Origin of the sequence: Haloferax prahovense DSM 18310, from assembly GCF_000336815.1 — an archaeon.
Lineage (GTDB): Archaea > Halobacteriota > Halobacteria > Halobacteriales > Haloferacaceae > Haloferax > Haloferax prahovense.
In genome coordinates, this window is sequence record NZ_AOLG01000052.1 from 1 (window position 1) to 25,352 (window position 25,352).

Below are 25,352 nucleotides of genomic sequence, written 5' to 3' on the forward strand. Positions count from 1 at the left end.
GTGTCTGTAAGGCGTGCGGGCGCTGTATCCCCTCCCTACTCGCTCCCTTCGGTCGCTCCTTGAGGAAGGGGGCTTAGCGCCCTCTCTTTTAGCTAACACCCAGTCTGCCGGAAGGTTCTCTTCAGAAGTCATGCTCCGTCACCGGGGTCGGGCATTCCGTCTTTGACCGCCTTGGCCTGCTGTTCCAGCGCTTCGACGTCCATCTCGGCGGCCTTGTCGATCTCGCCGAGGATCTGCTTGATGTCGTCGAGCCCGATGAGTTCGCGAGTCTCGGCGTCGAATCCCAGGCTAGCTAACTGGTGCCCGTTGGTCGCCACGTCGCTCCCTGTGAGGTGCTTTCCGTAGCGACCCACAAGCGAGGTGAGTTCCTGTGGGAGGACGAACGTCGTCGACTCTCCCCGACCGATCGCTTCGAGCGTGTCCATCCCTTTGTCGATGATCGCGCGCTCACCCATCGATTCGGCGGACTTCGCGCGAAGCACCGTCGAAATCGCATCGCCCTGTGCCTCGAGGATCTGGCTCTGTTTTTCGCCCTGTGCGCGAATGATGTTCGACTGCTTGTCCCCTTCGGCGTTCTCGACTGCACTCCGGCGTTCGCCCTGGGCTTCGAGAATCGTGGCCCGGCGTCTCCGCTCCGCGCCGGTTTGCTGTTCCATCGCGTTTTGAACCACCTGACTGGGGTTGACCTCTCGAACCTCGACTGACTCGACGCGGATCCCCCATTCGTCGGTCGGTTCGTCGAGCTCCTTCCGAATGCGAGCGTTGATCTCCCCCCGCTTGTTCAGCGTGTCGTCGAGTTCCATGTCGCCGAGGACCGCCCGAAGCGTGGTCTGGGCGAGGTTCGAAACCGCCGTCTTGTAGTCTTCGACCTCCAAAAACGCCTTCTTCGCATCCATCACACGGAGATACACGACGGCATCCGCTGTCACAGGAGAGTTGTCCCGCGTGATCGCCTCCTGTCGGGGCACGTCCATCGTCTGGGTTCGCATGTCGAACGTGTACGTGCGCGAGACGAACGGGGGGACGAAGTTGATGCCCGGCTCGAGCAAGCCGCGATACTCACCGAACACGGTAAGCGCCTGTTTATCGTACGCGTCGACGAACCGAACCATCTGCCAGACCGTTACGATTGCCAGCACCAGTATGAACAGGCCGACGATCGCGAATCCGAGCGCGGAGACCTGCAGCGGAACCGGGTCATACATGTGTGCTACATTCGCTCTGTGACTGTATCAAGGGGCGATGTTTTCACACACTCCGATTTTTTTAGTATGTGGGTGACACGACCCACAGCACCCGTACTGGCCCACTCAATTGACCACCACCCGCGCCTGCAGATGCGGGAATCAGGGATTCGGAAGTGTCTGGTCGCTGGAAAGCGAGTCGAGCACCGTTTCGACCTGTTCGTTAATGAACGCAAGGCGGAAACCCGCGCCTTTAGGCGCGGGAGGAAGCCGACAACTCGGACACAAACCACGTTCGATAGCAGTCCGACTCCCCCACGCCAACCTGAACTATTATAAATACAGACCCCCACATATGAAGTACAGATGGTGGACGACTCAAGCACTCGAACTGTACCCATCAAACTCGATGTGGATGAGAGTGCCGCTGAACTTCTCCACCAGACAACCGACCACTTCCTCGACGCCGCCAACTACGTCGTAGACGTAGCGTGGGAACCAGACTGGAAAATCACCAGCAAGCAGAAACTCCACGACCTCACGTACTACGACGTTCGAGACGACTCACCGCTCCCGGCCAACCTCGTGCAATCCGCACGAAACCGCGCCGCAGAAGCCGTCAAAGGCTGTGTCGAACGCTGGAAGGGTGGAAAGAAAGCCTCGAAACCACACTTCACGTCGCGGTTCGCCAGCTACGACGCCCGAACCGTCACGGTCAACGACGACCACGCCACACTCGCCACCATCGACGGGCGAGTCACCGCAGAGTTCGTCCTACCAGACGAACAGCGTGACACGCCTCACTCAGCGTACCTGTTCAACGACGACTACGACGTGAAGGGGGCCACACTCCACTACGACACGGTTGAGGACTGTTTCTACCTCCACATGCGGACAAAGCCCGCCGTGGAGAACGATGATACCGAACAAGGCGATACCAAGCACGTCTCCGTCCTTGGTGTTGACCTCGGCATCACAAACATCGCAACCACCTCAACCGGCAAGTTCTGGAGCGGCGGCGAACTCAATCACTGGCACCGAGAGTACGAGAAGCGACGGGGCGACCTGCAACAGACCGGGACTCGGTGGGCACACGAAAACGTCCAGCGAGTCGGTCGCAAGCAAACTGGGCGTTTCGAGCAGTTGCTTCACACTATCTCGAACGAACTGGTCGACGAAGCTCTTGAGAACGACTGTACGCATATCGTGTTCGAGCAACTCAAAGGAATCCGCGAGCGCCTCCCGCACGCGAAGGCGGTTCACAAATGGGCGTTCCACCGGCTCTACGAGTACGTCACGTACAAGGCTGAGTCTGAAGGACTTGTGGTGAAGCAGATTAACCCGGCGTACACGAGTCAACGTTGCTCGAAGTGCGGGTTCACCCACGAGGATAATCGTCCACACAACAACGGGCAGGATGAGTTCGGTTGCCTGAAGTGCGGGTACGATGTTCACGCAGATTACAACGCGGCGAAGAATATCGGCCTGAAGTATCTCCGCGACCAGCAAAAGTCTGGTCGTGGAGGCGCACCCGTAGGCGTGCGCTTGAACAGTGGGATGTTGAACGTGAATGGCGAGTATTCACCTACCGCTCTCAGCGGTTAGAACGGGAGTCCACGCTGAATGCCACGCCCTTCAGGGCGTGGTAGCTTACACTGCGCTACTCTCTACCGAGGTGCATCAGTTGCGACGATTTTCACACTTAGGAACGTTTTGACTATGTGAGTTACACTCGGGTAGTGTACATGTCTGCAGTAGATTGGTTGTTGTACCTCTCGAAACCTGTGTCACCCGGTTACTCAAAAATTGTCTGAGTATTAAAATGTCGGCGCTTGATGCAGTCGGAGGGCGTGGGTCCCGATGTCCGCGCACCGGCGGGCAGAATACACATGGTACAACAAATGATAACCGAAGACGACGAAGGGAAGCGTGTAGTCAACTCACACGGCGAAACAATCGGGATGGTCTCCGAGGTCAAGAACGGCACAGCGTACGTGGACCCGGATCCGGGTATCACGGACAAGATTCGATCCAAACTCGGGTGGGGCGACGCGGACAAGGACAACTACGTCCTGAAGGCGAGTCGGATCAACACGGTGACCGACGACGAGATTCGGCTCAAATCCAACCTGTAGCTCTCGCAGGGCGTCCGCCGATCTGTCTTCGAACCGTCCCGCGACGCGCGACGGTCGCTATCTTTTTTCAAGGCGAGAATCCCGCCTTTAGCGCGAGCGAGGATGTCACCAACCGGAGCGGAGCGATCAACGTCGCGACCATCGTCTTGGGGATCTTCGGGGGCATCGTTCTGTTCGGGGCGGTTGGTCTGTTCGTTGGTTCTGTCATACTCGGCGGCTCGAAGGTCGTCCTTGACCTGTTCGCCCAAGAGCGAGTGGACTCGACCGTTGGCCAATAGAGATCGTTTCCGCTCCTACTCCGCCTGTAGAAACGTTCTGGCGGGAAGCCTCGAAGTCGGATGCGTTCTCGCTGGCTGTGCAACTGTCAGTGGCGGAAATCACGCTGAATTCAGTCGTTCTGAGCCCGGCCAACAACACCCACCCCCGAGAGCTCGACGGCTACAGCCTTACCCGAACACGGATCGGCCTCCGTGCTACCCAAGCGTGATTTCGACCAGAGACATCTCGTTCGCAGGAACGACACGTTCGAGGACGGTCTCGACCTCGCCCCACGTCTCTGGCCGGTAGCTATCGATTCCGAAGCTCTCGGCGAATCGCTCGAAGTCGGGGTTCGTCAGTTCGGTTCCGAAGTGTTCGCCGGTATGTGTGAGCTGTTTCTCCGAGATGAGGCCGTAGTTGTCGTCGTTGAACACGACGATCGTATATCCGAGGTCGAGGCGGGTGGCCGTCTCGATCTCGGCCGCATTCATCAGAAACCCACCATCGCCGGTCGCGACAACGACGTTCGAATCAGTCGCGAGATCGGCAGCGATCCCGCCAGGGACGGCGATTCCCATACTTGCCAATCCGTTCGAGATAATGCACGTGTTGGGTTCGTAGGTGGGGAAACTCTGTGCGATCGCCATCTTGTGACTCCCGACGTCGGAGAGCAGAACGTCTTCGTCAGCCATCGCCTTCCGGAGGTACGGGAGCGTCCGCTTCACCGAAAACGGGTCGTCTGACTCGGGGGTTCGTTGCACGTCCGCGACGATCCGCTCGCGCAGGTCCTGACACCACTCCGGCCCAGTCGCCGAATCGAGATGCATCCGTAGCTCTCGGAGGACGGTCGAGATGTCCGCGACGATTTCCACGTCTGGATTGTAGTGTCGGTACACTTCTGCAGGTTCGTGATCGACGTGGATGATGGCCTTATCGAGGTCGGTGTTCCACGAGCGAGGGTCGTGCTCAGCGATGTCGTAGCCGACCGCGAGTACACAGTCGGCCCGGGAGATGGCCGTCGACGCCTCGGATTGTGGTCCAGAACCGAGCGTCATCAGCGAATTATCGAGACGGTCTGAGACTGCTCCCTTCCCCATGTACGTCGCGACGACGGGCATCCCTGCGTGGTCGACCAGTTCGCGCAACCGGTTCGCGGTCGACGTTCGGACGGCACCGTTACCGGCTAACACCAGCGGGGTGTCTGCGTCCTCGAGGAGTTCGACGGCGCAGGCGAGCGACCGCTCGTCGGGGGCAGCCCGCCGCACACGTGGCCGAATTGGGAGCGGCTCTGCGTCGAGCTCTTGCGCTGCCACGTCCTCGGGGAATTCGAGGTGGGTCGCACCGGGTTTCTCGTACTCGGCGAGCTTGAACGCCTTGCGTACGGACTCCGGTATGATCTCGGCCTCGGTGATCTGTGTGTTCCACTTCACGACCGGCTCGAACATGTGGACGATGTCGAGGGCCTGGTGGCTCTCTTGGTGGAGGCGTTCGAGTCCTCCTTGTCCCGTAATCGCGACGAGCGGGGACTTGTCGAGATGGGCGTCTGCGACGCCCGTGAGAAGATTCGTGGCACCCGGCCCCAGCGTCGAGAGGCAGACACCGGCTTCGCCTGTCAACCGACCGTGAACGTCGGCCATGAACGCCGCACCCTGTTCGTGTCGCACCGGGATGAACTGGATATCCGAATCCCGAAGTGAGAATAGCAGGGCCTCGAGCTCTTCTCCTGGGAGCCCGAACACGTACTCGACACCCTCTATTTCGAGGCAGCTGACGAGGAGATCGGACGCCTTCATCATTCCACCCAGACGGTCTTGCGATTGACGAACTCCATGATGCCCGCATTCGAGAGTTCGCGGCCGTAGCCGGATTCCTTGACCCCGCCGAACGGAACTCGTGGGTCGGACTTCACCAGCTGATTCACGTACACGTTACCGGTGTCGATCTGTCGAGCGAGGCGCTCGCCGCGCTCGCGGTCTTCGGTCCAGATGCTCGCACCCAGACCGAACTCGGTATCGTTCGCTTTCACGATCGCCGCGTTCTCGTCTGGGGCCGCATAGACGGCGGCGACGGGCCCGAACGTCTCCTCGGCGTCGACTGGACATCCCTCCGGGATTTCTGTGAGGATTGTCGGGGGGTAGTACGCACCCTGCCGATCGAGGGGTTCACCACCCGTGACGACCCGTGCGCCCGCCTCGACGCTCGCCTCGACCTGGCCGTGGAGGGCCTCCAGGAGATCTTGACGGGCCTGGGGGCCGACGTCGGTCTCCTCGTCCATCGGATCGCCAACGGTGAGTGACGAGACGGCCTCGGTGAACTGGTCGAGGAACGCGTGGTACACGTCTGTGTGCACGATGAATCGCTTGGCTGCGATACATGACTGCCCACCGTTCTGGTTGCGCGCCTGGGCACCGACCTCCGCAGCGGCCGAGATATCGGCGTCGTCGAGGACGATGAACGGGTCGCTTCCGCCGAGTTCCAGCACTGTCTTCTTGAGGTGTTCGCCCGCTGTCGACGCGACAGCCCTCCCAGCCGGTCCACTTCCGGTCAGTGTCGCGGCCCGGACGCGGTCGTCCGCGAGGATTCCGTCGACGAGATCCGACGAGATCAACAGTGACTGGAAGACTCCCTCGGGGTAGCCAGCCTCGCGAAACACCTCCTCGATCGCCATCGAACAGCCGGGGACGTTCGACGCGTGTTTCAGCAACCCGACGTTCCCCGCCGTCAGCGAGGGGGCGGCGAATCTGAACACCTGCCAGAACGGGAAGTTCCACGGCATTACTGCGAGGACCGGTCCCAGTGGCTCGTAGACGGTCTCGACCGACGCTCCCGGTGGACTGGGGTGTCCCTCGGATTCCAGGTACGCGCTCGCGTGTTCCGCGTAGTGATCACAGCCCCACGCGCACTTTTCGACCTCTGCGATAGCTTGCGAGATCGGTTTTCCCATCTCGCGAGTCATCGTTTCGGCGTACGTGCGTTTGTTCTCCCGCAGGACCTCACCGGCAGCCGCAAGTAGTTCTTCGCGTTCCCGAACCGGCCGGAGGCGCCACTCCTCGAACGCCTCATTCGCCCGGTCGAGCGCTTCTTCGACCGCCGATTGAGTGTGTTCCGCGTACGATTCGATTCGCTCGCCAGTTGACGGGTCGATTATGTCCATGATCAGGTGGATTGGATGTGCAAGAGATTAACTGACAAGGGTGCCGTCGACGGCACGGAAGATGTCATAGGAGGAACGTGACAATGGCAAGAACGACGAAGATGATGACCAGCCATTTGGCGATATCCATGCTGAGTCCGGCGACTCCTCGGGCGCCGAGCACCGCCGCGACAATCGCGAGTATCAAAAAGAGGACTGCGAGCTCGATGAACCCGCCCCCGAACTGCAACGGCACCGCCTGGACCGAGAGGGCGCTATCCAGAGCTTTGAGGAATGCTACCATAACACATATACTGCTCGCGAGTATGTCAACCCCTGACTTATTCATCCACATTCTGTTTTTGATTACCCGGGTGACGCTATCCGGGGCATCGATTCCCAACAACGCCCCTAGTGATTGATTGGCCAGTGGGAGGTGAATACACTCATGGCCGTTGAGTCGGATGTGCTCCTTCCGTTTCTCGCAGGGATGACACTCGTCTTGGCCGTTGCACATACGCTTGGAATCGTCGCTGATCGATTCGGGTTTGCACCGGTCGTCGGTGAACTCCTCACCGGGTTGGTGCTTGGCCCCTCGATCCTCGGTCTCGTTGCCCCTGCAGTCACGGCTATCGTCGTCCCGGTTCCCGATCGGCTGGCAGCCATCGCGTCGCTCGGGCTCGTTCTCCTCCTCGTACTGGCCGGAACGGAAGTTGACGTTCAGACGGTACGCCGCCACGTTCGACCGACGATAGCGCTCGCTACCGGTGCCTCCGTCGTACCGTTCCTTCTGGGATTTGCCCTTGGATGGTTTCTTCCCGCGAAATTCCTTGCCACTCCCGAGCAGCGACTGGCATTCGCACTGTTTTTGGCGACGGCGCTGAGCATCTCAGCGGTCCCCGTCGCCGTCCGTGTGCTTATCGACCTCGACGCGATGGACCGAACGGTAGGTCAACTTACCCTTACAGTCGCTGTCGTCATCGATGCAGCGGGGTGGATCGCGCTCACGATAGTGTCAGATATCGCTCGTGTGGGACAGATAGATCCACTTGGAGTCGGTCGTACACTCGTCGTCCTCGGTGTCTTCGTCGGCGTCGCCGTCATTCTCGGACCGCGAGTCGTCGATACACTCTTCAATGTCACCGCATACGTTCGATCGCCGGTGTTGACCGGGTTTTCGATCGTCATCGTCGTCGGGCTGGCGATGGCCGGTGGCTCGCTCGCACTCGGACTTGAAGCCGTTCTCGGCGCGTTCCTCGCAGGCGTTCTCGTGAGAAATCGACTCGATGCGGAGACCGAACGAGTATTTCAGATGGTCACACTCGGACTGTTCGCGCCCGTTTTCTTTGCGACGGCAGGGTTGCGGGTTGACCTGACCGGACTGTTCACGCTGGATACGCTCTTGGTCGCAGGCGCCACACTCGCCGTTGCTGTGCTGGGTAAGGCACTTGGCGTGGTACTCGGAGCGGTATTTACGGATCTCTCCCGAGCGGAAACCGTCTGCCTTGCAATCGGGCTCAACGCTCGCGGCGCAATGGAACTCGTCGTGGCGGCCCTGGGCTTGGCGATCGGAATCCTCACACCCACCATCTATGCCGTCATCGTGCTCGTCGCTATTGTCACGTCTGTCATGACGCCGCCACTGCTCCGGCGTGCGCTTTCGCACCTTCCAGACGACGTACCGGCCTGATCGACGACGTTCTCGATGAGAACTGCCCCAACGAGGTACACCGGAAACAGGTACAGAATCGCCATCACGGGGAGCACGATGAATATCGGCGTGTCAGTAACCCACGACTGAAGTCGTGGGCTTGTCAGTGGACTCCCCTTCTGCCGTCGTTTTGACGGAGGCGTGGAAATCGCCATTCAGGTTCAGCGTCCCTGACGGGAGCGCACACTGACAGGGTGCGCCTCCACTCGAAGACGTCTGCCCCGAGTAGAGTCTCTTGAGTAGTTTCCGAGCGATGTTCTTACTCGCGTTGTAGTCCGCGTTCAGTTCGTACTCGCACTTCTGACACACGAACTGATGCTTCGTCCGCCGATTCGATTCGTGCGTAAACCCGCACGACGAACACCGCTGACTCGTGTACGCAGGGCTCACCTGCTCAACCTTGATCCCGAACATCTCCGCCTTGTACTCAACGTACTGGGAGAGGCGTCGGAACGCCCATGCGTGGAATCGCTTCGCACCAGCCATCCGTTTGCGAATCCCTGTCAAGTTCTCGAACGCGATGTGCGTACAGCCGTGATCTTGGGCTTCTTCGAGAATCTGGTTCGAGGCACGGTGGAGTTCGTCCTGCATCCAACGGTGTTCGCGGTCGTTCATCGACTGAATCGACAGATGCGCCGACCGCGTGCCCGTCTGTTGCATCGACCCGCGAGTCTTCTCGAACTCTCGGCGTCGATGATTCATCTCGTCGGCGTTCCCGATGAACGCGCCTGTGGAAGTTACGGCAAGCGAGCCATCCACGTTCAGGTCAACACCAAGGACTGTTCTGTGCTTGGCGTCTTCAGAAGAAGTCGTAGACTGCTCTTGCTCGTCTATGGTTCGGCGCATCCGTGCGTGGAGATAGAACTCCGACGTAGAGCGGTCGTACTGCAACGTTGACATCCGGAACTCGTAGTCCTCGTTCAGCAGATACTCGCCAATCGGCGTTCCCTCAGTTTCGCTGGGAATCACGTAGTCGCACTCAACGCGACCATTTACTGTCGAGAGCGAAACGTGGTCGCGGTGGAATGTCGCAGAGCGTTTGTCGTAGACGACGCTCCACGCTTTGAAGTACGGTTGACTGGTGTTGTCACCTTTCTTGAGTCGGGCGACACCGCTTTTTGTGGCCTCGATAGCGCGTCGAATCCCTTTCTGTACGAGGTTTGCCGTCAACTCCGTCTCGTTGCGGAGTCGTTCGTAGAGGGCGTTCTCGGCTTTCTGTTTCGAGGTCACACAGTAGTCGTTCGGGTATCTCCACGCCCACTCTGCGGTGGTGTTCGCACAGTGAAGGAACTGAGTTTTGGTCTGATGGAGGTCGTCGCACCGCTCGTTGGGTACGTCGAGTTTGACTTTGACGGTGCGAATCACCTCCATCGTTAATTCACATATTAGATAGGTTCTTTATAAACTATATGATTGGCGTGGGGGAGTCGGATTGCTATCGCTCGTGGTTTGTTTCGAGTATTGTCGGATTCCTCCCACGGCTTCAGCCGTGGGCTTCCTCCTTGCATCTCTGAGAGTCCGTGCTGAATGCCACGCCCTTCAGAGCATGGTCGCTCACTCGTCGAGATATGGTTTCTCGATCTGTTGGTCGCCCCCGATGAGTGTCGTCAGCCATCGCGTGATGATATCGAACAACGCCACGAGTGGCCCCAGTGCGCGTTCGACGTACGAAATTGGGCGGGCGACACGGAGGCTCCACGACTCTGCGTGGCCGAGGCCGTAGGATTTCGGCACGATTTCTCCGAAGACGAGGATGAGCACACTCACCGAGAGTGTGGCGACCACGACGGTGAACCCGGGCGGGATGAACCGTGCAACGAGCAGTGTGACGATGCTGGTGATGGCGATGTTGACGAGGTTGTTGCCGACCAGCAGCGTGACGAGCAGTCGGTGGGGGTTCGAGCGGAGTTGTTGGAGTGTGCGGCTGTCTTTTGTACTGTCTTCGGTCGCGGTCTCCATCCAGTCATCCGGGAGCGAAAAGATCGCTGACTCGCTGCTGGAAAAGAACGCACTCAGCAACAACAGAAGCACGACAGCGACGAGTGATGGTCCCAAAATCGAGTATGTATTCATACCAGACTCGTACGCCGGCAGGGGTATGAATATCGGTGGTTGGTCGTTCCTTGGGAGGGAACTCCACGCTACTCCGTTAGCTGAAAGTAGGCGCTAAGCCCCCTTCCTCAGCGAGCGCCGACCGAAGGAAGGGCGCGAGCAGGGAGGGGATACAGCGTCCCCAGAAATCTCTGATTTCTGGTGTGCGGACGAGACGCGCGCGTCTCGTCAACGCCGCACGGTTCTCATACACTCTACGGTTGCAGGCCCACAGACCCACGTAGTCGCAATGTTTTTGCAGTAGGGTAGCATAATATTGACCGAACCCAATGGAATACGACCTCGACTCGGGAGCGCACTCAACGTATTCACTGCACTACCACCTGATACTCACCACTAAGTATCGGCGCGGAGTGCTAACCGAGGAGCGAACCCAATTCATTCACGAGGTCATCAACGGGTTCACGGACAACTACGGTGTCGAACTGACAAACCTCGACGGCGAGGACGACCACGTACACATCCTGTTCCGAGCGAAACCAACCACAGACCTCGTGAAGTTCATCAACACGGTCAAGGGCGCGACCGCCCGCCGTATCCGCAACGAGTACGCGGACGAACTGAAGACCGAACTGTGGGGAGACTCGTTCTGGAACGACTCGTACTGCCTCATCTCGACGGGGCAGGTGTCACTGGATGTGCTGAAACAGTACGTCGAGAACCAACGCGAGTAGAATGTACTACGCCTACAAGTACCGTCTCAAGCCGTCCGACGCCCACCGTGAGGAGTTGGACCGCCACCGAGACATTTGTAGGCAACTCTACAACCACACGCTCTACCGCCTCAACGAGTACCAAGACGAACACGGTGAACTGCCGTCCATGACCACACTACGGTCGGAACTGCCCGACCTCAAGAAGTGGTGGGACGGCCTCTCGGAGGTGTACTCGAAGGTTCTCCAAACCGTCGTGGAACGCCTGTTCGACAACCTCAAAGGACTCTCGGCGCTCAAGAAGAACGGCTACGGCGTCGGTCAACTCAAGTGGAAGCCGCCACGGGAGTTCTGTAGTTTCACGTACAGTCAGTCTGGCTTCAAGCTCGACAAGAAGGGCGGTCAGACTGTCCTGTCACTCTCGAAACTCGCAGACATACCGATTCGGCTCCACCGCACCATCCCCGACGACGCGACACTCAAGCAGGTCACGGTCAAGAAGGAACCGACGGGCGAGTGGTTCGCCACGTTCGGCGTCCAAATGGACCGCGAGCCACCCGAAACCCCTGAAAATCCCGAGCGGTGCGTCGGTATCGACGTAGGGATTCTCAAGTACGCCCACGACACCGACGGTACGGCGGTCGGGTCGCTCGACCTCTCAGACGAACGCGACCGCTTGGAACGCGAGCAACGGAAGCTCTCGCGGAAGCAACACGGGTCAAACAACTACGAGAAGCAACGACGGCAGGTCGCAGAGTGTCATGCTGACCTCCGACGCAAGCGCCGTGACTTCTTGCACAAACTCTCGAACTACTACGCTCGGGAGTACGACTTCGTGGCGGTCGAAGACCTGAACGTGAAGAGGATGATGGAGTCTCCGTCGAACAGTCGAAACACGGCGTCGGCAGCATGGCGGACGTTCCTCTCGTTGCTCGAATACAAGTGTGAACGGGAGGGAACGCACTTCGTCGCAGTCAACCCGAAAGGGACGACCAAAGAGTGTGCGTCGTGCGGTGTCTCGACGGAGAAGCCGTTGTGGGTCCGTGAACATTCCTGTCCCGCCTGCGGGTTTGAGGCGGACAGGGACGCGAACGCAGCGTGGAACATTCTTTCTCGTGGCCTCGAAGACGTAGGAGTGGGATACTCCGAATCAACGTCCTCAGAAACGCGATGCGTTTCTGATGGGCGAACGAGAGCTTCGCTCTCGTTAACGCCTGTGGAGACTGCGCTCCCTGTGGATACACCTGTGTCTGCAAAGCGCGTCGTGGAAGCAGGAAGCCCTACCCTCAAGGAGCGAACGGCATCAGCCGTGAGCGAGTAGGGTAGGTTAGTTCACTTGGATTACCAGTCGTTCGATTCGAGTTTCATCGACAGCCTCCACTTGAATGATGTATCCGTCCATATCGATCTGATCGCCAACGACAGGAACCCTGCCGAGGCGACTGAAGACCAGTCCACCGATCGTCTCGACGTCGTCGCTCTCGAATCGGGTGTCGAGTCGATCGTTCACGTCCTGAATCGGGACCCCTCCGTCGACGACGTACGCGCCGTCGTCTCGCTTCTCGATAGACGGCTCCTGGGCGGCGGTATCGAACTCGTCTTGGATGTCACCCACGATCTCTTCGAGAATATCTTCGATGGTCACAATCCCCTCGAAGACGCCCCATTCGTCGACGACGACGGCCATCTGGCCTTCCCCACGCGTCTGAAAGTCGGCGAGAATCGTGTCGATCCGTCGCGTTTCCGGGATGGTGAGGACTGGCCGGGCAAGGTCTCGCGCGGTCATCGAGTCACTCAACTCTGGCTCGGTTTCACTCACTCGCAGGATGTCTTTTGCGTGAACGAATCCGAGCGGCTGGTCGCCATTCTCGTCGAGCACGAGATAGCGCGTGTAGGTTCCCGTCGCGACAACTGACCGGAGGTCCGGAAACGACATCGAGGCGGGGATGGTCTCGACGTCCGGACGTGGAGTCATGATCTCGCGAGCGATCGTGTCGCCGAGTTCGAAGACGCTCTCTATCATTTCGACCTCGTCGACGTCGATGTGGCCCGTCTCTTCGGACCGCGTGAGAATCATCCGAATTTCCTCTTCAGTATGGGTTTCTTCGCTTTCGGATGCCGGTGAGACGCCCGCGAGGCGGGTGAAGTAGTTGGCAGTCCCGTTGAAGACGATGATGCCAGGCACGAACACGTAGTAGAAGAACTTCATGAGCGGGGCGACGAGGAGCGCGATACGCGGGGCCTCTTGAATCGCGAACGTCTTCGGCGCGAGTTCGCCGAATACCACGTGGAGGAACGTGATGAACCCGAATCCGAGAACGAACGCGACGAGATGGACCGACCCCGCGGGAAGCACCCGGCCGAGGACGGGTTCGATGAGTGCCGCCACGGCCGGTTCGCCAATCCAGCCGAGACCGAGCGAGGAGAGCGTGATCCCAAGTTGACTGACCGCCAGATAGTCGTCCAGATTCTGAATGACGTCCTGTACGAGTGCTGCCCCCGGTTTGCCGCGTTCGACGAGCGTGTTCACCTGCGTGGGCCGGACTTTGACGAACGCGAACTCCGCAGCCACGAAGACGCCGTTCATGATGACAAGAAAGAACGCGAGAAGCAGTCCGCCGAGAGAGAACAAATCCACCATACTCAGTTACGGGTGTAGGGACACTTATCACATCCCCCTCGGCGTTCACACCGAGGGGTATCACTTACGGACCCACGGGGGCAACGTACGGGTTCGTATGCTTCTCGTTGGGACGGAGAGAGCGTGGTGACCCAGCCACAGCAGTCGGACTCATCCAGACACCAAGACGACGAACGCTCACGGCGGAGCGCCGCGAGCGATCTCAGGTCGTCGTGTAGAACAATCGCTGGACGTCGACGATGTTGAACACCCCGTTTCCGGTGACATCGAAGCGCTCGCTTTGCTCGGTGACCGCCTCGCTGTCTCGATGGGTGAAAAGCGCCTGGACGTCGGTGACGGTCACAGTGCCGTCGCCGTTGACGTCTTCGTACACGCCGTCACCATCGGGGTCGGTCGGAGGCGATTCGAAATCTCCGACCGGGTCGACTGTCGGCGCAGTCGACTCGTCGCCGACCGTGAGGCTGCGGTCGAGCGTTGCCTGGGTCCCCGTGTCGTCACTCGCCGACACATCCAGTGTGTACTCGCCAGCGGCCGTGTCGATATACCGCGTCGTATAGGCGTGCGTCGACCCGTTTTGTGTCTTCGAGAACGCATCGAGCGTAATCGTCTCCTGGTAGACGGTCGAGGAACTCGCGAGGACGGCTTCGAGCGAGTCGAGCGACTCGTTCGCCGTGACCGTGAGGACGAGGTCACCGTCAACCAGTTCGGTCGTCGCGTTGAGACCGAGCGGCGTGGGCTCGTCAGTCTCCGTGCTCACGGGATACTCATCGTCAGCCACCCCGACGAGGTCCGGATACGCACCCGAAGCGACCTGCCACGTTTCGTCGAAGTCCAGCGCAGTCAGGTTCGTCGTCGCCGCCTCGCCCGTCATCTCGGCGGTCGAGAGCCCGACGCTTCCGTTACCCGCCGCCGCAGCGGTCGCTTGCCCGGACGTCTGTTCGTTCCAATACGACCCCGTGACCGAACTGCCGTAGTAGAGGCCGCCGACGAGTCCGCCGACGGTTTCCTCGCCGGTCACGTTCGCTGTCGCGTACGAGTTCGCAACAACCCCGCTTTCGTAGTTACTCGACCCGACGAGCCCGCCGACGTAGTTCGTGCCGGACACGCGCCCGTGGGCGTGCGTCGCCGTGATGTTCCCCGAGTTGTACCCCACGAGCCCGCCAGTCGCGACGCTGGTGTCGTCGGTCGTCCCGACGACGGTCGCGTTCACCGCCGCGCGTTCGATCGTCCCGGTGTTCTGTGCGGCGATGCCACCGGCGTACGGCCCACCGGTGATGTGCCCGGTCACGACGACGTCGCTGATGGTCCCCTCGTTTTCGCCAACGAGGCCACCTGCGCTCCCGGGACTCTCAACCGTGACGGCCGCGCGTGCGTGTTCGACCGTCCCGCCGTCGGTTGACGCTACCACGCCGGCGACGGTCCCGGTTCCGGTCACCGACCCGGAGACAGTCACCTCGCGGATGACGGTGTCTGTTGCCGACCCGACGAGGGCGGCCGTCGTGAAGTCGCCAGTGATGGTGGCGTCGGTCAGTCGGAGATTCGTTATCGAACTCTCCGAGGCGTAGCCGACGAGCGCGACGCCACTCGTCGACGGCCGGTCGATCGTCAGCCCCTCGATCGTGTGATTCGCCCCATCAATGGTGCCCGTGAACGGCGTCCCGAACGTCCCGACAGGTTCGAAGCCAGAGCCGTTGTTCCACGTCGCCGTCTCGGTCGCATCGATGTCCGAGTCAAGCACGTAGTGGGCATCGAGGTCGTCGCGTATCGCGGCTAGCCCAGAGGCGTTGGTGATGACGTACGGGTTCACTTCGGTCCCGTTTCCGCTCTGTATTGCGAATGTCTCTGTCGATTCGAGGGCTGGTTGTCTCGTGGGCTGTTCTTCGTGGTCGACTGTCGTCGCGCCTGCAATCGGTGCGGTGGCCATGAGGCCGCACAACAAGAGTGCAACCGTGGTCTGTGTGAGTTTGTGTCCCATTATCGGTTTGGCGTCGTGTCTGTTGGTCCCGTGTTCGACAACTCCCTTCGTCGCGGCACCGTACGCGTTCGTACTCGCTGTGAACCGGCTGCCCCGACCTCACCGGTTGTTGATACGTTTTGTATATGTAAAGTTGTGGGACACCACAGGGTCTGGGTGGTTGTTGCGTGGTGTGGCAGTTGTAGGGCTGTGAGACCTTCAGTTGGTCGAGCTGGTTGTCTCCGGTGTTTCCAGTGCGCTGCCACGAACGCTGGTCTCGGTAAACGACGTCGCCGCGCTCGAAGACCGGTTTCGGCCGCTACTGGATCGGCCGAACATATATTGAGCTAGTCAACAATTACCCAACAATGACTGAGGGCCGCCGGTCGAGCGAGGAGCACTCGGGCGAGCCCGAGCCAGATCAGTACATACAGAACCTCGAACAGTATCGACGCCGGTTGGATGGCGCGATGTTCGCGGGTGATCTGGCTTGGTGGGAGATGGATGTCGAGACGGGGGCGGTTACTTTCCACGAGAACAAGGCAGACATGCTCGGGTACTCACCCGCGGAGTTCGACCACTACGAGGACTTCACGGAACTCGTCCATCCCGACGACTACGAGGGGGCGATGGAGGCGATGCGGGACCATCTCGAAGGCCGGGCTGAAAGATACGACACCGAGTATCGAATTCGAACCGCGTCCGGCGAGTACCGCTGGTTCCACGACGTCGGTGGCATCACCGAGCGACGTGACGATGGAAGCCCAACGAAAGTCACCGGAGTCGTCATCAACATCACCCGCCGGAAGACAGTCGAACAGAACCTCCGTGAGCGGAACGAACAACTGTCGCTCCTCAACCGCATTGTCCGTCACGACATCCGTAACGACATGAGCGTCATCCAAGGATGGGCCGACGTACTTCGAGACGAACTCTCTCCCGAAAACAGAGACATACTTGGCCGGATACAACGGGCCAGCCGACACACGACCGGGCTCACGGAGGACGTCCGTGACCTGATGACCGTACTCGGTGAGGAGGGGACGACTGTCGAGTTGCAGCCAGTCGACGTAGTCCGTGTTATACGAAATCAAGGAGAATACCTGACCCTTTAGGGTCAGGATGAATCCGACACTATTCTACCCATCAACCGGTCGGTGGCACGGCAGGATATTCCACGCCACATTGACTACCTTTAATACAATAATACTCATAAGTACTTATGAACACAGCCCGATGCTGAAAACAACCCGCACATATCGAGCGAAAATCGTCAACCACCAACAGGTAAGTGACGACCTCGATAACTGCGGGCACTCAGCCTCGAAACTGTGGAACGTCGCCCGCTACCACATCCAACAAGAATGGGATTCTACCGGCGAGATTCCGTCCGAAGCCGACCTCAAGCGCGAATTAAAAGACCACGAACGATACAGTGACCTCCATTCTCAGTCAAGTCAGCGAGTTCTAGAAGAACTTGCTGAGTCGTTCAACGGATGGTTCAAAAAGCGCAAGAACGGTGACACAGACGCGAATCCCCCCGGCTACCGAAAGCGAGGCGACAAGCACCCGCGCTCCACCGTGACGTGGAAGCAGAACGGAATCAAGCACGATTCCAAGCACAACCAACTCCGCCTGAGCAAGGGTTTCAACCTGAAGAACCACCGCTCAGACTTCATCCTCGCAGGGTACGAAACACGACCTGACGTGACCGTGGAGAATATCCAACAGGTTCGAGCCGTGTGGAACGGCGACCGTTGGGAACTTCACCTTGTTTGCAAAGTCGAAATCCCTGTTGAGGAAGCACCCGGAGACGACACGGCGGGAATCGACCTCGGTATCAGTAACTACCTCACTATCGCCTACGACGATGGTGACGCCGAGTTGTATCCGGGGAACGTACTGAAACAGGACAAGCACTACTTCACCCGTGACGAGTACGACACCGAAGGTGAGAACGGCCCGTCACGCCGTGCACTCCGTGCCCGGCAGAAACTCTCGCGTCGGAAAGACCACTTCCTGCACGCCCTCGCCAAGCACATCGTTGAGCAGTGCATTGACCACGAGGTCGGTCGCATCGCCATCGGTGACTTGAGCGATATTCGAGACGACGAGAACGGCGAGTCGCGGAATTGGGGCCGGGGCGGGAATAAGAAACTCCACGGGTGGGAGTTTGACCGTTTCACCACGTTGCTCGAATACAAGGCGGAGGAACACGGTATCCTCGTTGACCGAACGAGCGAGAGAGATACAAGCAAGACGTGTTCGTGTTGTGGGCGAAAGCGTGATGCGAATCGTGTAGAACGTGGCTTGTACGTCTGTGAATCGTGTGGTGCGACGATGAATGCAGACGTGAACGGTGCGGTGAACATCCGACGAAAGATAACTCAGAATCCTCCGACGGAGGATATGAGTAACGGTCGTTTGGCACGGCCAGTAGCCTACCTGTTCAATCAAACCTCGGGACGTTTCGCACCGATCGAACAGGTGGGTTGTGAATCTTAATATCCCAACGCTCGGGATTCCCGCGTCTTTAGGCGCGGGAGGATGTCAATGAAGATGAAGCCGAGCGAGTCCGCCAGACCTTCGACGACGCCGAGGTTCAGATCCGAAGCGAACAGTCGAGTGTCGACGTCCGGGCGAACGCGATGTTGTCATCGCTCATTGGGAATCTCTTGAGCAATGCGGTCCAACACAACGACGAGAGCGCGCCGAAAGTCACGATCGACACCGTCGTTCGGGATGCGTCGGTTATCGTGACCATTGCGGACAACGGTCCGGGGATACCGGACGAACAGCGAGACCGGATTTTCGAGCAAGAGACGAAGGGCCTCAACAGCGATGGAACGGGGCTTGGGCTGTTTCTGGTGGACACGCTCGTCGACATCTATGAGGGGGAGATATCCGTGTCTGCCAACGACCCAAAAGGTGCGATATTCACGATCCGACTTGAACGCGCGACGGAGCGGTAACGCGGCTCACTCGGGAGCGATCGACGCCGCCTGCTGAAGCTGGAGTTCGACGGTCGTTCCGGACGAGGTCGGTGGTACCTCGATCTCACCATCGAGATTGGTGAGTATCCAATACACAAGGACGAGTCCGATACCACTTCCGTGGTCGAGCGCGGTCTCAGTAGCCCCAGTCAGTACTCGGCGTTCACCTGACGGCAGTCCCGGACCATCGTCACTGATCTCTATCGTCGTTCGATCTGTCCCGCGATTGATCTCCACAGCGATCGTCGGATCTTCTCCAGCGTGTTTGGCCGCGTTCGTGAGCAGCTCTGAGACCGCATCTTCCAGTTGTGGGTCTGCGAACGCCATCGCTCGGTCGGGTACACTAAGTGAGATGTCCACTGGGTGGTGTCTCTCACGGACATCGCGTACCGCGTCCTCCACTTTCGGGACGATATCTATCGGCCGTGCGACTGGGACGGATCGCGTCAACTTTTCCAATTCTCGAGCTTTCTCGGCAACTGAAAGCAGTTCGGCGGTCGTCGAATCGATGGTCGAGGCTAACTGCGCCGTCTCTCCGGACGTTCGCTCTTCCAGCAGCTGTGCAGTTCCCTGAACCACGTTCAAGTCGTTCCGGAGATTGTGGCGCAGGATGCGGTTGAGTACTGAAATCAGGCGGTCTCGATTGGTGAGATCCTTCTCGTGATGGGCACCTTCGAGTCGTTTCTGAAGGACCTCTCCAGCTAACTCGATGAAGATTTGTTCGGCCTCGGAGAACGGGTTCTCCCGCGGCTCCGATCCAACGAAACAAACCGTTCCGTACGGCTCACCGAACACTTGGATGCGTATCCCCAGATACGTGTCTAGCTGGTGGAGCTGGTACGCGTGGTCGTCGGCCCACCCTTGGTTGCCGGCGTCGTGTAACGCAAGTGGTGTCGACGCTTGAATTGTCCGACGGCAGTACGATCACTCAGCTTCGACGTGAGGCCGGCAGGATACGGACCTTCGGGAGCATCCGATGAACCAATCACTTCCCACCGATTCTCGTCTTCATCGATTTCGGTGATGTGACCATGGCTGACATCGAGGTAGTTCGCTCCAATCTCGATGACCTCATCGATGGCCTTCTTGGTGGGAATACTGCGGTGCAAGAGCGCATAGAGCTGGCTTCGTGCTTCCTCACCGGACAGGGAAGGGGATCTCTCAGTACGTGTCACTAGCGAATTTCCTGCTACCAGTACTAGTGGTGTGCTAACACTTGACTTCTTCCCACGCCTGAAGACGCGGGAATCCCACGGCACCGCACCGCTGAGTTGGGATATTACGGTTCGCGGTTAACAACCTGTTCTCGTGGGGCGAAAACGCCCTCACTACGGTCGAACAGGTGAACCGCTGGCTGTGCCAACCAGCCGTTATCCCTATCACCGCCATCCGTGGCGAGACTCGGGAGTACCTTTTGTCGAATATTCTCCGCACCGTTCACGTCCGCGTTCGCAACCGTATCACACTCCTCGCACACATACAACCCACGTTCGACACGTTGGTTGTCATCGGTGTGGCCGCACGCTGAACACGACTTCGACGTATCGCGTTCCGACACCAACTCCACGTTGATGCCTTCGGCTTCCGCTTTGTAGTCGAGTAGCGTCGTGAAGCGGTCGAACGCCCACCCATGTAAGTCGAGATTGCCGTGGTCTCCCCAATTCCGAGACCCGCCCGTCTCGTCGTTCTCTCGAATACCGCCGAGGTTACCAACAACAAGCGACCCAACACTTCGTTCGACGCATTCCTCTACGATTGCTTTCGAGAGGGCGTGTAAGAAGTGTGTCCGGCGACCAGTTCGCTTCCAATCAAGACGAGTCGCCTCACGGGACGAGGAATCGTCGCACTTGGCTTTCTTCTTCGTGAAGTAGTATTCGTCCTCTTTGAGTGCGCCACCGGGATACAACACAGATTTCCCGCCGAACGATACGGCGGCGAAGTTGCAAATCCCGAGGTCAACACCAGCCACCTCCTCACCCGGCGGCTCCGGGTCGATAGTGGTTCGACAAACGAATTGTAACCGCCACTCGTCGCGCTTGTAGACAGCACGAACCTGTTGAATGTCCCACTCGGTCAGGTCAACATCCGGGCGAGTCTGGTACTCGCACAAAATGAAGTCTGAACGATGTTCTTTCAGGTTACGGCCTTTCGAGAGGCGAACGCGGGTGAACTGTGCGTCGTGCTTGAAGCCAGCCGCTTTGAACGACACGGTTGAACGCGGGTGGGAGTCTCCGTTTTTGCGGTAGCCGGGCGGTCGGGCACGGTCGTCGCCGTTCCGACGCTTCCCGAACCAGCCGTTGAACGCTTCAGCGAGTTCTTCGAGAACGCGCTGACTGGATTGAGAATGCAAGTCCGTGTAGCGTTCGTGGCTTTTGAGTTCGGCTTTGAGTTCTCCGTCATCGGGAATCTCGCCCGTTTCGTCCCACTGTTCTTGTGTGTAGTAGCGACCGACGTTCCAAAGTTTTGAGGCGGCCCATCCGAGTTGGTCGAGGTCATCACGAACCTGTTGCTGGTTCGGTATAGTGGCCTCGAAGGTTCGGATGGTTCGACTCATTTTCTGTATTCATAACTGGTTATGAACGCCGTTTTCTTAATTGGTAGTTCCACGCTCGAGAACAGCAACCCTATCCGAGAGACCGAATATATGCTCCGAAGTTAGAAGTCAGACAATAATAGTTTGGACTATAATAGTTCCACCTCTAACTTTCCGAGTCAATCACGAAGGCGGAATCCCACGACGGTCGGTCTCTTCGCACACCGTGTTCGATTTGAATTCACCGCTTGAATCTCGGTTTGATCGGCGTCTGAGCCGGCCTTAAGTGGTCGACTCGTCTCGAGAGATTTCATTTCGAACAGGGTGTGAGGTGACGATCTAGTCGGTCGTGAACTCGGTGCCTCGGTTGTGGTCACGAGGATACCGTATTCAAGCGTGGTAACCCACACCCCTCGTACCGAGTGACAAACAGGCGAGCGACGGCGTTGTGACGCCCGCAGTCGCAAAACGACAGCACACAACTCGGACCAACGAGGACCACATCGCTGGCCATCTTAATTCAAGCAGGGAATCCCGGCCTTTAGGCCGGGAGGGAATGCGACACGGTGTTGACCACCCGCTACTCGGTGGTCGGGCCGGAATCCAACTCCCGCTGTGCGTGGAGTAGCATCCCTTTCCACGTTAGACCGTGGCGTTTCTTCGTCTCTTTCAGCGACTCGTACTGTTCCTCGTCTACCTCGAAATTGATGTGTGGCATATCTCATTCTTGCGCCCCGTTACACTTAATTATATCTACGTTCTATCTACGGGTGTGTCTGAGACGGTGACGAAGACGCTACTGGCCACTCTCGCCACACCCACGGCGGGCAAAGAGCAACGCCTACAGCGGCTCTTGGACACCTACCGCGAAGCACTCCACGACGCCTTCGACAACAGGGCGGATACAATGTCTGCCGTCAACGACGTTGTAACGCCCTACGAACTTCCGTACCAAGCCAAAGACGCGCTTAAATCCTACGTCCCGAAACTCCGTTCGACGTACAACGCCGATGAGTTGGACGACGAGCATCCGCTTCGACTCGTCAATCGGGCCGCGAAGTTCGACTACTCAGACGAGCGCGAACACGGCTTCGTGTGGCAGGTCCCGCAACCCGGACGCGGGACGAACTTTTGGATTCCGCTTCGAATTAACCCCGAGCAGGAATCCCTGTGGTTCGACCTGCTCTCTGAAGACGCGAGGGCGGGCGAGTTGCGGCTACAGCGACACCGCACGTCGTGGGAGTTGCACGTCACTGTCGAATACCCGGTCGAAGAATCGACCGACCCGGACAACCCGACGTATATCGGCTTCGACGTAGGCGAGAGCGCGTTGATAACGGGCTGTGCCCTCAAACGCGACGTACCACGGAAGCCAATGCTCGTCAACGGCAGTCGAGCGCGACACCTTCGCAAAGAGATGTTCACCACACTCCGGCGGCTACAGTCGAGAGACGCCGCCGAGTGGCGCGTGGACGAACGGTTCGACCACTACCAAAACGCTCTGACGGATATTGTCGAGAAAGCGTCTCGGCAGGCCGTCGAGTATGCCCAACAGTTCGAGAACCCCGTTATCGTTCTCGAAGACCTATCGCACATCCGCGAGCGGTTGGACTACGGGAAGTACATGAACCGCCGCCTTCACGCATGGGCGTTCGCCCGGTTACAGGGCCGACTCGAAGACAAAGCGACCGAGGCAGGGATTCGCGTTGAGTACGTCAACGCGGCGTACACCTCGCAGACGTGCCACGCTTGCGGTCGTCTCGGTCGGCGGAGTCAGCAAGCGGAGTTTGTGTGTCCGCACGACGACTGCCACGTATCGGAGTTCCAAGCAGATATTAACGCGGCGGCGAACATCGCCGGTCGCGTCAACCCGTGGGGAGAGAGCGTCCGTTGGGAACCCGGACGCAATGACTCGCCACAGGACGGGAGCGGTAGTGACACCGCCACAGTCCACCGAGAGACGAGTCCGATAACCGGACAGATGACGCTCTCGGCGTACTCGGACTGAAACCTGCCAAACCGGATTCCCCTCGTAGGGGAAGCCCCGCCGTTTACGGCGGGGAGGATGTCACGCAAGAACGCCCGTGACTGTAGCCCCTGACGGTGCATAAAAAAAGACCACCCTCCAATGTGTTCCGAGTGTTCTGTTTCTTTATATGCGACCCACACACCGTTTTGCAAGTGTTCTTCAGCACGTCGCGGGGTCAATGGTCATCCATGAGAAGGTGACACAGTGAGGGGGACCCACACCGTGATCGAAATGAAATCTCCTCAATCCGAGACCAATTGTTGGCACCCTCACACACCGTAATCGAAATGAATTTTCCGTCCAACTCCCGGAATAGGGGGGTTCAACGCCTGTTTCAACTGATTCACCTACTGCCAGCCCATTTCATTTCGATTGTGGTGTGCTGTCGCTCAGTAATCGCTGTTTGAGTCCTCACCATGCCGATATCAGCTGTGTCAGCGCAGACCCGCTGTACATTTCATCTCGAACACGGTGTGGGGGTGGCGTTCTAACCCACCAGTACCCAGATTCCTCAGAATTCATTTCGACACCGGTGTCTTCATTTCGAACACACCCCATTCATTTCGAAAAGGGTTATTACACCCTAGTCTAGATATCTAGTAACGAATGAAAACGGACGACGATGATACGACCGGGGGCGGGGGTGATGGGGACCACGGTCAAGACTCCGAGACGTCGATTGTCGACGATATTCTTGACGGCGAGAGCACGACGGTCTTCCGGAACAAGCAGTTGGTCGACCCGAATACCATCGTCGACCACGACCGCATCTACGGTCGCGATGAGCAGTTAGCAGCCGAGGCGCGTGCATTCCGTGATACACTCGATGGAGAGCGTCCACCGGACCTACTCCTGTATGGCCCGAGTGGAACCGGAAAGAGCCTGACAGTAAAGGCCGTCGCCGAGAAGGTCAAAGACCGAGCGAGGCAGAACAGTATCAACTTCGACTTCGTCTCGGTGAATTTCAAAACGATGGAGTCACACACCCTTGACCGCGCTGTCTGGAAACTTGGCCATCAGACCGCAACGAAAGCGGGCGTCGCGTGGGAAATACCGCGCAAGGGTGTATCGACGGATGCGAAATATGTGCGCCTCTACGAAATCGTCGACGAACACTTCGACTCGCTCGTGTTCATTCTCGACGAAATCGATACGCTCACCGGACGTTCTACCGATCCGGAGCCGGCGTATTCTCAGCTTCTGTACAGCCTGAGTCGTGTCATGGCCGAACAGCACGTCGAGACCCTTATCTCGACGGTCGTCATCACGAATCATCCGAAGTTCCGCGAAAACGTCGACAGCCGAACGGATAGCTCGTACAACCCGAACGGGATCCATTTTTCCGACTACGACGCGGACGAACTCATCGAAATCCTCAATCGGCGACGTGACGCGTTCAAAGATAACGCACTCGACGAGGGCGTGATCGAACTCGTTGCTGCCTACGGTGCGAAGAACGAGGGGGACGCGCGTCGTTCAATCGACCTACTTCGAGACGCAGGTGAGCTTGCGAATCAGAACGGCGATTCGGTCGTCACCGCTGAACACGTCCATCGGGCCAACGACTCTGTGTTGAAGAATCGCGTCCTCGAAATCGTCGACGGAATGACCGTCCAAAAGAAGCTTTCTCTGTACGCCGCAGCAATTGTCGCCGATGTCAATGGCGGTGTTGCACCGAGTCCAGCAGTCTACAGCATTTATCAGCAGCTCTGTAACCGCTCGTCGCGAGATATCTACACGCAAGAAACCGTCAACAGCCACCTCAACAAAGCGGGGACGTATGGCGTCCTCGAAAGCAATCGCACGAGTGGTGGCTTCAAACGTGGGGTCTACCTCCAATTTGCGTTCTCCGAGCCTGTTGATGCAGTCCTCGACACCTTAGAAGACGACACACCGTTTGCCGAACTCGACTCGTCGAACCTCCGGTCAGCAGCCAGGCGGTTCCTCGCGAACTCGTCTCGGTGAGTGAGGGGAACGACGATTCGAGGAGAACGCCCACGACTGCAGTCGTGTAGA

22 protein-coding genes are annotated in these 25,352 nt (G+C 58.5%); 10 read left to right on the forward strand and 12 right to left on the reverse strand.

Features of this window, described 5'->3' with window-relative positions:
• Positions 1 to 128: 128 nt before the first annotated feature.
• Positions 129 to 1,205: an SPFH domain-containing protein gene (locus C457_RS15240; protein ID WP_008096006.1), complete on the reverse strand. Its 1,077-nt coding sequence runs from the start codon at positions 1,203 to 1,205 to the stop codon at positions 129 to 131.
• Positions 1,206 to 1,550: 345 nt separating this feature from the next.
• Here C457_RS15240 and C457_RS15245 point away from each other — a divergent pair, with 345 nt between their 5' ends.
• A complete protein-coding gene (locus tag C457_RS15245) occupies positions 1,551 to 2,789 on the forward strand; it encodes an RNA-guided endonuclease InsQ/TnpB family protein (protein ID WP_008096008.1) in 1,239 nt (412 codons plus the stop codon).
• 284 nt (positions 2,790 to 3,073) lie between these two features.
• The gene (locus tag C457_RS15250) at positions 3,074 to 3,319 is read left to right on the forward strand and encodes a hypothetical protein (RefSeq protein ID WP_049913630.1); all 246 of its coding nucleotides are present in this window, start codon (positions 3,074 to 3,076) and stop codon (positions 3,317 to 3,319) included.
• A 473-nt stretch (positions 3,320 to 3,792) separates the two neighbouring features.
• On the opposite strand, the gene C457_RS15255 is transcribed toward C457_RS15250, so the two are convergent.
• From C457_RS15255 to C457_RS15265, 3 genes are all read right to left on the reverse strand, one after another.
• Complete coding sequence (locus C457_RS15255) at positions 3,793 to 5,373, reverse strand: acetolactate synthase large subunit (RefSeq protein WP_008096014.1); 1,581 nt, start codon at positions 5,371 to 5,373, stop codon at positions 3,793 to 3,795.
• Positions 5,370 to 6,731, reverse strand: coding sequence for an NAD-dependent succinate-semialdehyde dehydrogenase (locus tag C457_RS15260; protein ID WP_008096016.1), 1,362 nt, complete (start codon positions 6,729 to 6,731; stop codon positions 5,370 to 5,372). The genes C457_RS15255 and C457_RS15260 overlap by 4 nt, the downstream gene beginning before the upstream one ends.
• Positions 6,732 to 6,795: 64 nt before the next feature.
• Positions 6,796 to 7,014, reverse strand: a complete 219-nt coding sequence (locus C457_RS15265; RefSeq protein ID WP_049913633.1) for a DUF1328 domain-containing protein — start codon at positions 7,012 to 7,014, stop codon at positions 6,796 to 6,798.
• Positions 7,015 to 7,158: 144 nt separating this feature from the next.
• Here C457_RS15265 and C457_RS15270 point away from each other — a divergent pair, with 144 nt between their 5' ends.
• Positions 7,159 to 8,400, forward strand: a complete 1,242-nt coding sequence (locus tag C457_RS15270) for a cation:proton antiporter (RefSeq protein ID WP_049913634.1) — start codon at positions 7,159 to 7,161, stop codon at positions 8,398 to 8,400.
• Between the two features lie 93 nt (positions 8,401 to 8,493).
• On the opposite strand, the gene C457_RS15275 is transcribed toward C457_RS15270, so the two are convergent.
• Both C457_RS15275 and C457_RS15280 read right to left on the reverse strand, forming a co-directional pair.
• Complete coding sequence (locus C457_RS15275) at positions 8,494 to 9,792, reverse strand: RNA-guided endonuclease InsQ/TnpB family protein (protein ID WP_008096021.1); 1,299 nt, start codon at positions 9,790 to 9,792, stop codon at positions 8,494 to 8,496.
• 183 nt (positions 9,793 to 9,975) lie between these two features.
• Positions 9,976 to 10,494 (reverse strand): CNNM domain-containing protein, encoded by a 519-nt coding sequence (locus tag C457_RS15280; RefSeq protein ID WP_049913635.1) that lies wholly within the window; start codon positions 10,492 to 10,494, stop codon positions 9,976 to 9,978.
• Between the two features lie 308 nt (positions 10,495 to 10,802).
• Here C457_RS15280 and tnpA point away from each other — a divergent pair, with 308 nt between their 5' ends.
• On the forward strand, positions 10,803 to 11,207 hold the full coding sequence (gene tnpA / locus C457_RS15285) for an IS200/IS605 family transposase (RefSeq protein WP_008096025.1): 405 nt from the start codon (positions 10,803 to 10,805) through the stop codon (positions 11,205 to 11,207).
• Position 11,208: 1 nt separating this feature from the next.
• Positions 11,209 to 12,507: an RNA-guided endonuclease InsQ/TnpB family protein gene (locus C457_RS15290; RefSeq protein ID WP_008096027.1), complete on the forward strand. Its 1,299-nt coding sequence runs from the start codon at positions 11,209 to 11,211 to the stop codon at positions 12,505 to 12,507.
• 6 nt (positions 12,508 to 12,513) lie between these two features.
• Here C457_RS15290 and C457_RS15295 read toward each other — a convergent pair whose 3' ends face one another.
• Both C457_RS15295 and C457_RS15300 read right to left on the reverse strand, forming a co-directional pair.
• On the reverse strand, positions 12,514 to 13,827 hold the full coding sequence (locus C457_RS15295) for a hemolysin family protein (protein ID WP_008096029.1): 1,314 nt from the start codon (positions 13,825 to 13,827) through the stop codon (positions 12,514 to 12,516).
• 202 nt (positions 13,828 to 14,029) lie between these two features.
• A complete protein-coding gene (locus C457_RS15300) occupies positions 14,030 to 15,802 on the reverse strand; it encodes a dockerin type I domain-containing protein (protein ID WP_008096032.1) in 1,773 nt (590 codons plus the stop codon).
• Positions 15,803 to 16,149: 347 nt separating this feature from the next.
• Between C457_RS15300 and C457_RS15305 the strand changes: the two genes are divergently transcribed.
• The 3 genes from C457_RS15305 to C457_RS15315 all read left to right on the forward strand — a co-directional run bounded on the left by C457_RS15305 (position 16,150) and on the right by C457_RS15315 (position 18,753).
• A complete protein-coding gene (locus tag C457_RS15305) occupies positions 16,150 to 16,896 on the forward strand; it encodes a sensor histidine kinase (protein WP_008096033.1) in 747 nt (248 codons plus the stop codon).
• Positions 16,897 to 17,017: 121 nt separating this feature from the next.
• Positions 17,018 to 18,286 carry an RNA-guided endonuclease InsQ/TnpB family protein gene (locus tag C457_RS15310; protein WP_008096036.1) on the forward strand — a complete coding sequence of 423 codons (1,269 nt, stop codon included), beginning with the start codon at positions 17,018 to 17,020 and terminating at the stop codon, positions 18,284 to 18,286.
• 143 nt (positions 18,287 to 18,429) lie between these two features.
• Entirely contained in the window at positions 18,430 to 18,753 is a 324-nt protein-coding gene (locus C457_RS15315; RefSeq protein WP_008096037.1) for a sensor histidine kinase, read from the forward strand.
• A gap of 6 nt (positions 18,754 to 18,759) precedes the next feature.
• On the opposite strand, the gene C457_RS15320 is transcribed toward C457_RS15315, so the two are convergent.
• The 4 genes from C457_RS15320 to C457_RS20685 form a co-directional block, all read right to left on the reverse strand.
• On the reverse strand, positions 18,760 to 19,569 hold the full coding sequence (locus C457_RS15320) for a sensor histidine kinase (protein WP_008096039.1): 810 nt from the start codon (positions 19,567 to 19,569) through the stop codon (positions 18,760 to 18,762).
• 26 nt (positions 19,570 to 19,595) lie between these two features.
• Positions 19,596 to 19,949 carry a hypothetical protein gene (locus tag C457_RS20200; RefSeq protein ID WP_152420032.1) on the reverse strand — a complete coding sequence of 118 codons (354 nt, stop codon included), beginning with the start codon at positions 19,947 to 19,949 and terminating at the stop codon, positions 19,596 to 19,598.
• A gap of 104 nt (positions 19,950 to 20,053) precedes the next feature.
• Entirely contained in the window at positions 20,054 to 21,328 is a 1,275-nt protein-coding gene (locus tag C457_RS15325; RefSeq protein ID WP_049913636.1) for an RNA-guided endonuclease InsQ/TnpB family protein, read from the reverse strand.
• A 559-nt stretch (positions 21,329 to 21,887) separates the two neighbouring features.
• A complete protein-coding gene (locus C457_RS20685; protein WP_008096044.1) occupies positions 21,888 to 22,025 on the reverse strand; it encodes a hypothetical protein in 138 nt (45 codons plus the stop codon).
• A gap of 54 nt (positions 22,026 to 22,079) precedes the next feature.
• On the opposite strand from C457_RS20685, the gene C457_RS15330 reads away from it, so the two are divergent.
• Positions 22,080 to 23,315 carry an RNA-guided endonuclease TnpB family protein gene (locus C457_RS15330; RefSeq protein WP_049913637.1) on the forward strand — a complete coding sequence of 412 codons (1,236 nt, stop codon included), beginning with the start codon at positions 22,080 to 22,082 and terminating at the stop codon, positions 23,313 to 23,315.
• 627 nt (positions 23,316 to 23,942) lie between these two features.
• Entirely contained in the window at positions 23,943 to 25,301 is a 1,359-nt protein-coding gene (locus tag C457_RS15335) for a Cdc6/Cdc18 family protein (RefSeq protein ID WP_008096046.1), read from the forward strand.
• Positions 25,302 to 25,352: the final 51 nt, after the last annotated feature.

Coding starts and splice junctions, on each gene's coding strand:
- C457_RS15325 (WP_049913636.1), bottom strand. CDS start 21,328: ATGAGTCGAACCATCCGAACCTTCGAGGCCACTATACCGAACCAGCAA.
- C457_RS15305 (WP_008096033.1), top strand. CDS start 16,150: ATGACTGAGGGCCGCCGGTCGAGCGAGGAGCACTCGGGCGAGCCCGAG.
- C457_RS15265 (WP_049913633.1), bottom strand. CDS start 7,014: ATGGTAGCATTCCTCAAAGCTCTGGATAGCGCCCTCTCGGTCCAGGCG.
- C457_RS15310 (WP_008096036.1), top strand. CDS start 17,018: ATGCTGAAAACAACCCGCACATATCGAGCGAAAATCGTCAACCACCAA.
- C457_RS15295 (WP_008096029.1), bottom strand. CDS start 13,827: ATGGTGGATTTGTTCTCTCTCGGCGGACTGCTTCTCGCGTTCTTTCTT.
- C457_RS15280 (WP_049913635.1), bottom strand. CDS start 10,494: ATGAATACATACTCGATTTTGGGACCATCACTCGTCGCTGTCGTGCTT.
- C457_RS15245 (WP_008096008.1), top strand. CDS start 1,551: ATGGTGGACGACTCAAGCACTCGAACTGTACCCATCAAACTCGATGTG.
- C457_RS15260 (WP_008096016.1), bottom strand. CDS start 6,731: ATGGACATAATCGACCCGTCAACTGGCGAGCGAATCGAATCGTACGCG.
- C457_RS15240 (WP_008096006.1), bottom strand. CDS start 1,205: ATGTATGACCCGGTTCCGCTGCAGGTCTCCGCGCTCGGATTCGCGATC.
- C457_RS15255 (WP_008096014.1), bottom strand. CDS start 5,373: ATGATGAAGGCGTCCGATCTCCTCGTCAGCTGCCTCGAAATAGAGGGT.
- tnpA (WP_008096025.1), top strand. CDS start 10,803: ATGGAATACGACCTCGACTCGGGAGCGCACTCAACGTATTCACTGCAC.
- C457_RS15290 (WP_008096027.1), top strand. CDS start 11,209: ATGTACTACGCCTACAAGTACCGTCTCAAGCCGTCCGACGCCCACCGT.
- C457_RS15300 (WP_008096032.1), bottom strand. CDS start 15,802: ATGGGACACAAACTCACACAGACCACGGTTGCACTCTTGTTGTGCGGC.
- C457_RS15270 (WP_049913634.1), top strand. CDS start 7,159: ATGGCCGTTGAGTCGGATGTGCTCCTTCCGTTTCTCGCAGGGATGACA.
- C457_RS15335 (WP_008096046.1), top strand. CDS start 23,943: ATGAAAACGGACGACGATGATACGACCGGGGGCGGGGGTGATGGGGAC.
- C457_RS15315 (WP_008096037.1), top strand. CDS start 18,430: ATGTTGTCATCGCTCATTGGGAATCTCTTGAGCAATGCGGTCCAACAC.
- C457_RS20685 (WP_008096044.1), bottom strand. CDS start 22,025: ATGCCACACATCAATTTCGAGGTAGACGAGGAACAGTACGAGTCGCTG.
- C457_RS15250 (WP_049913630.1), top strand. CDS start 3,074: ATGGTACAACAAATGATAACCGAAGACGACGAAGGGAAGCGTGTAGTC.
- C457_RS15275 (WP_008096021.1), bottom strand. CDS start 9,792: ATGGAGGTGATTCGCACCGTCAAAGTCAAACTCGACGTACCCAACGAG.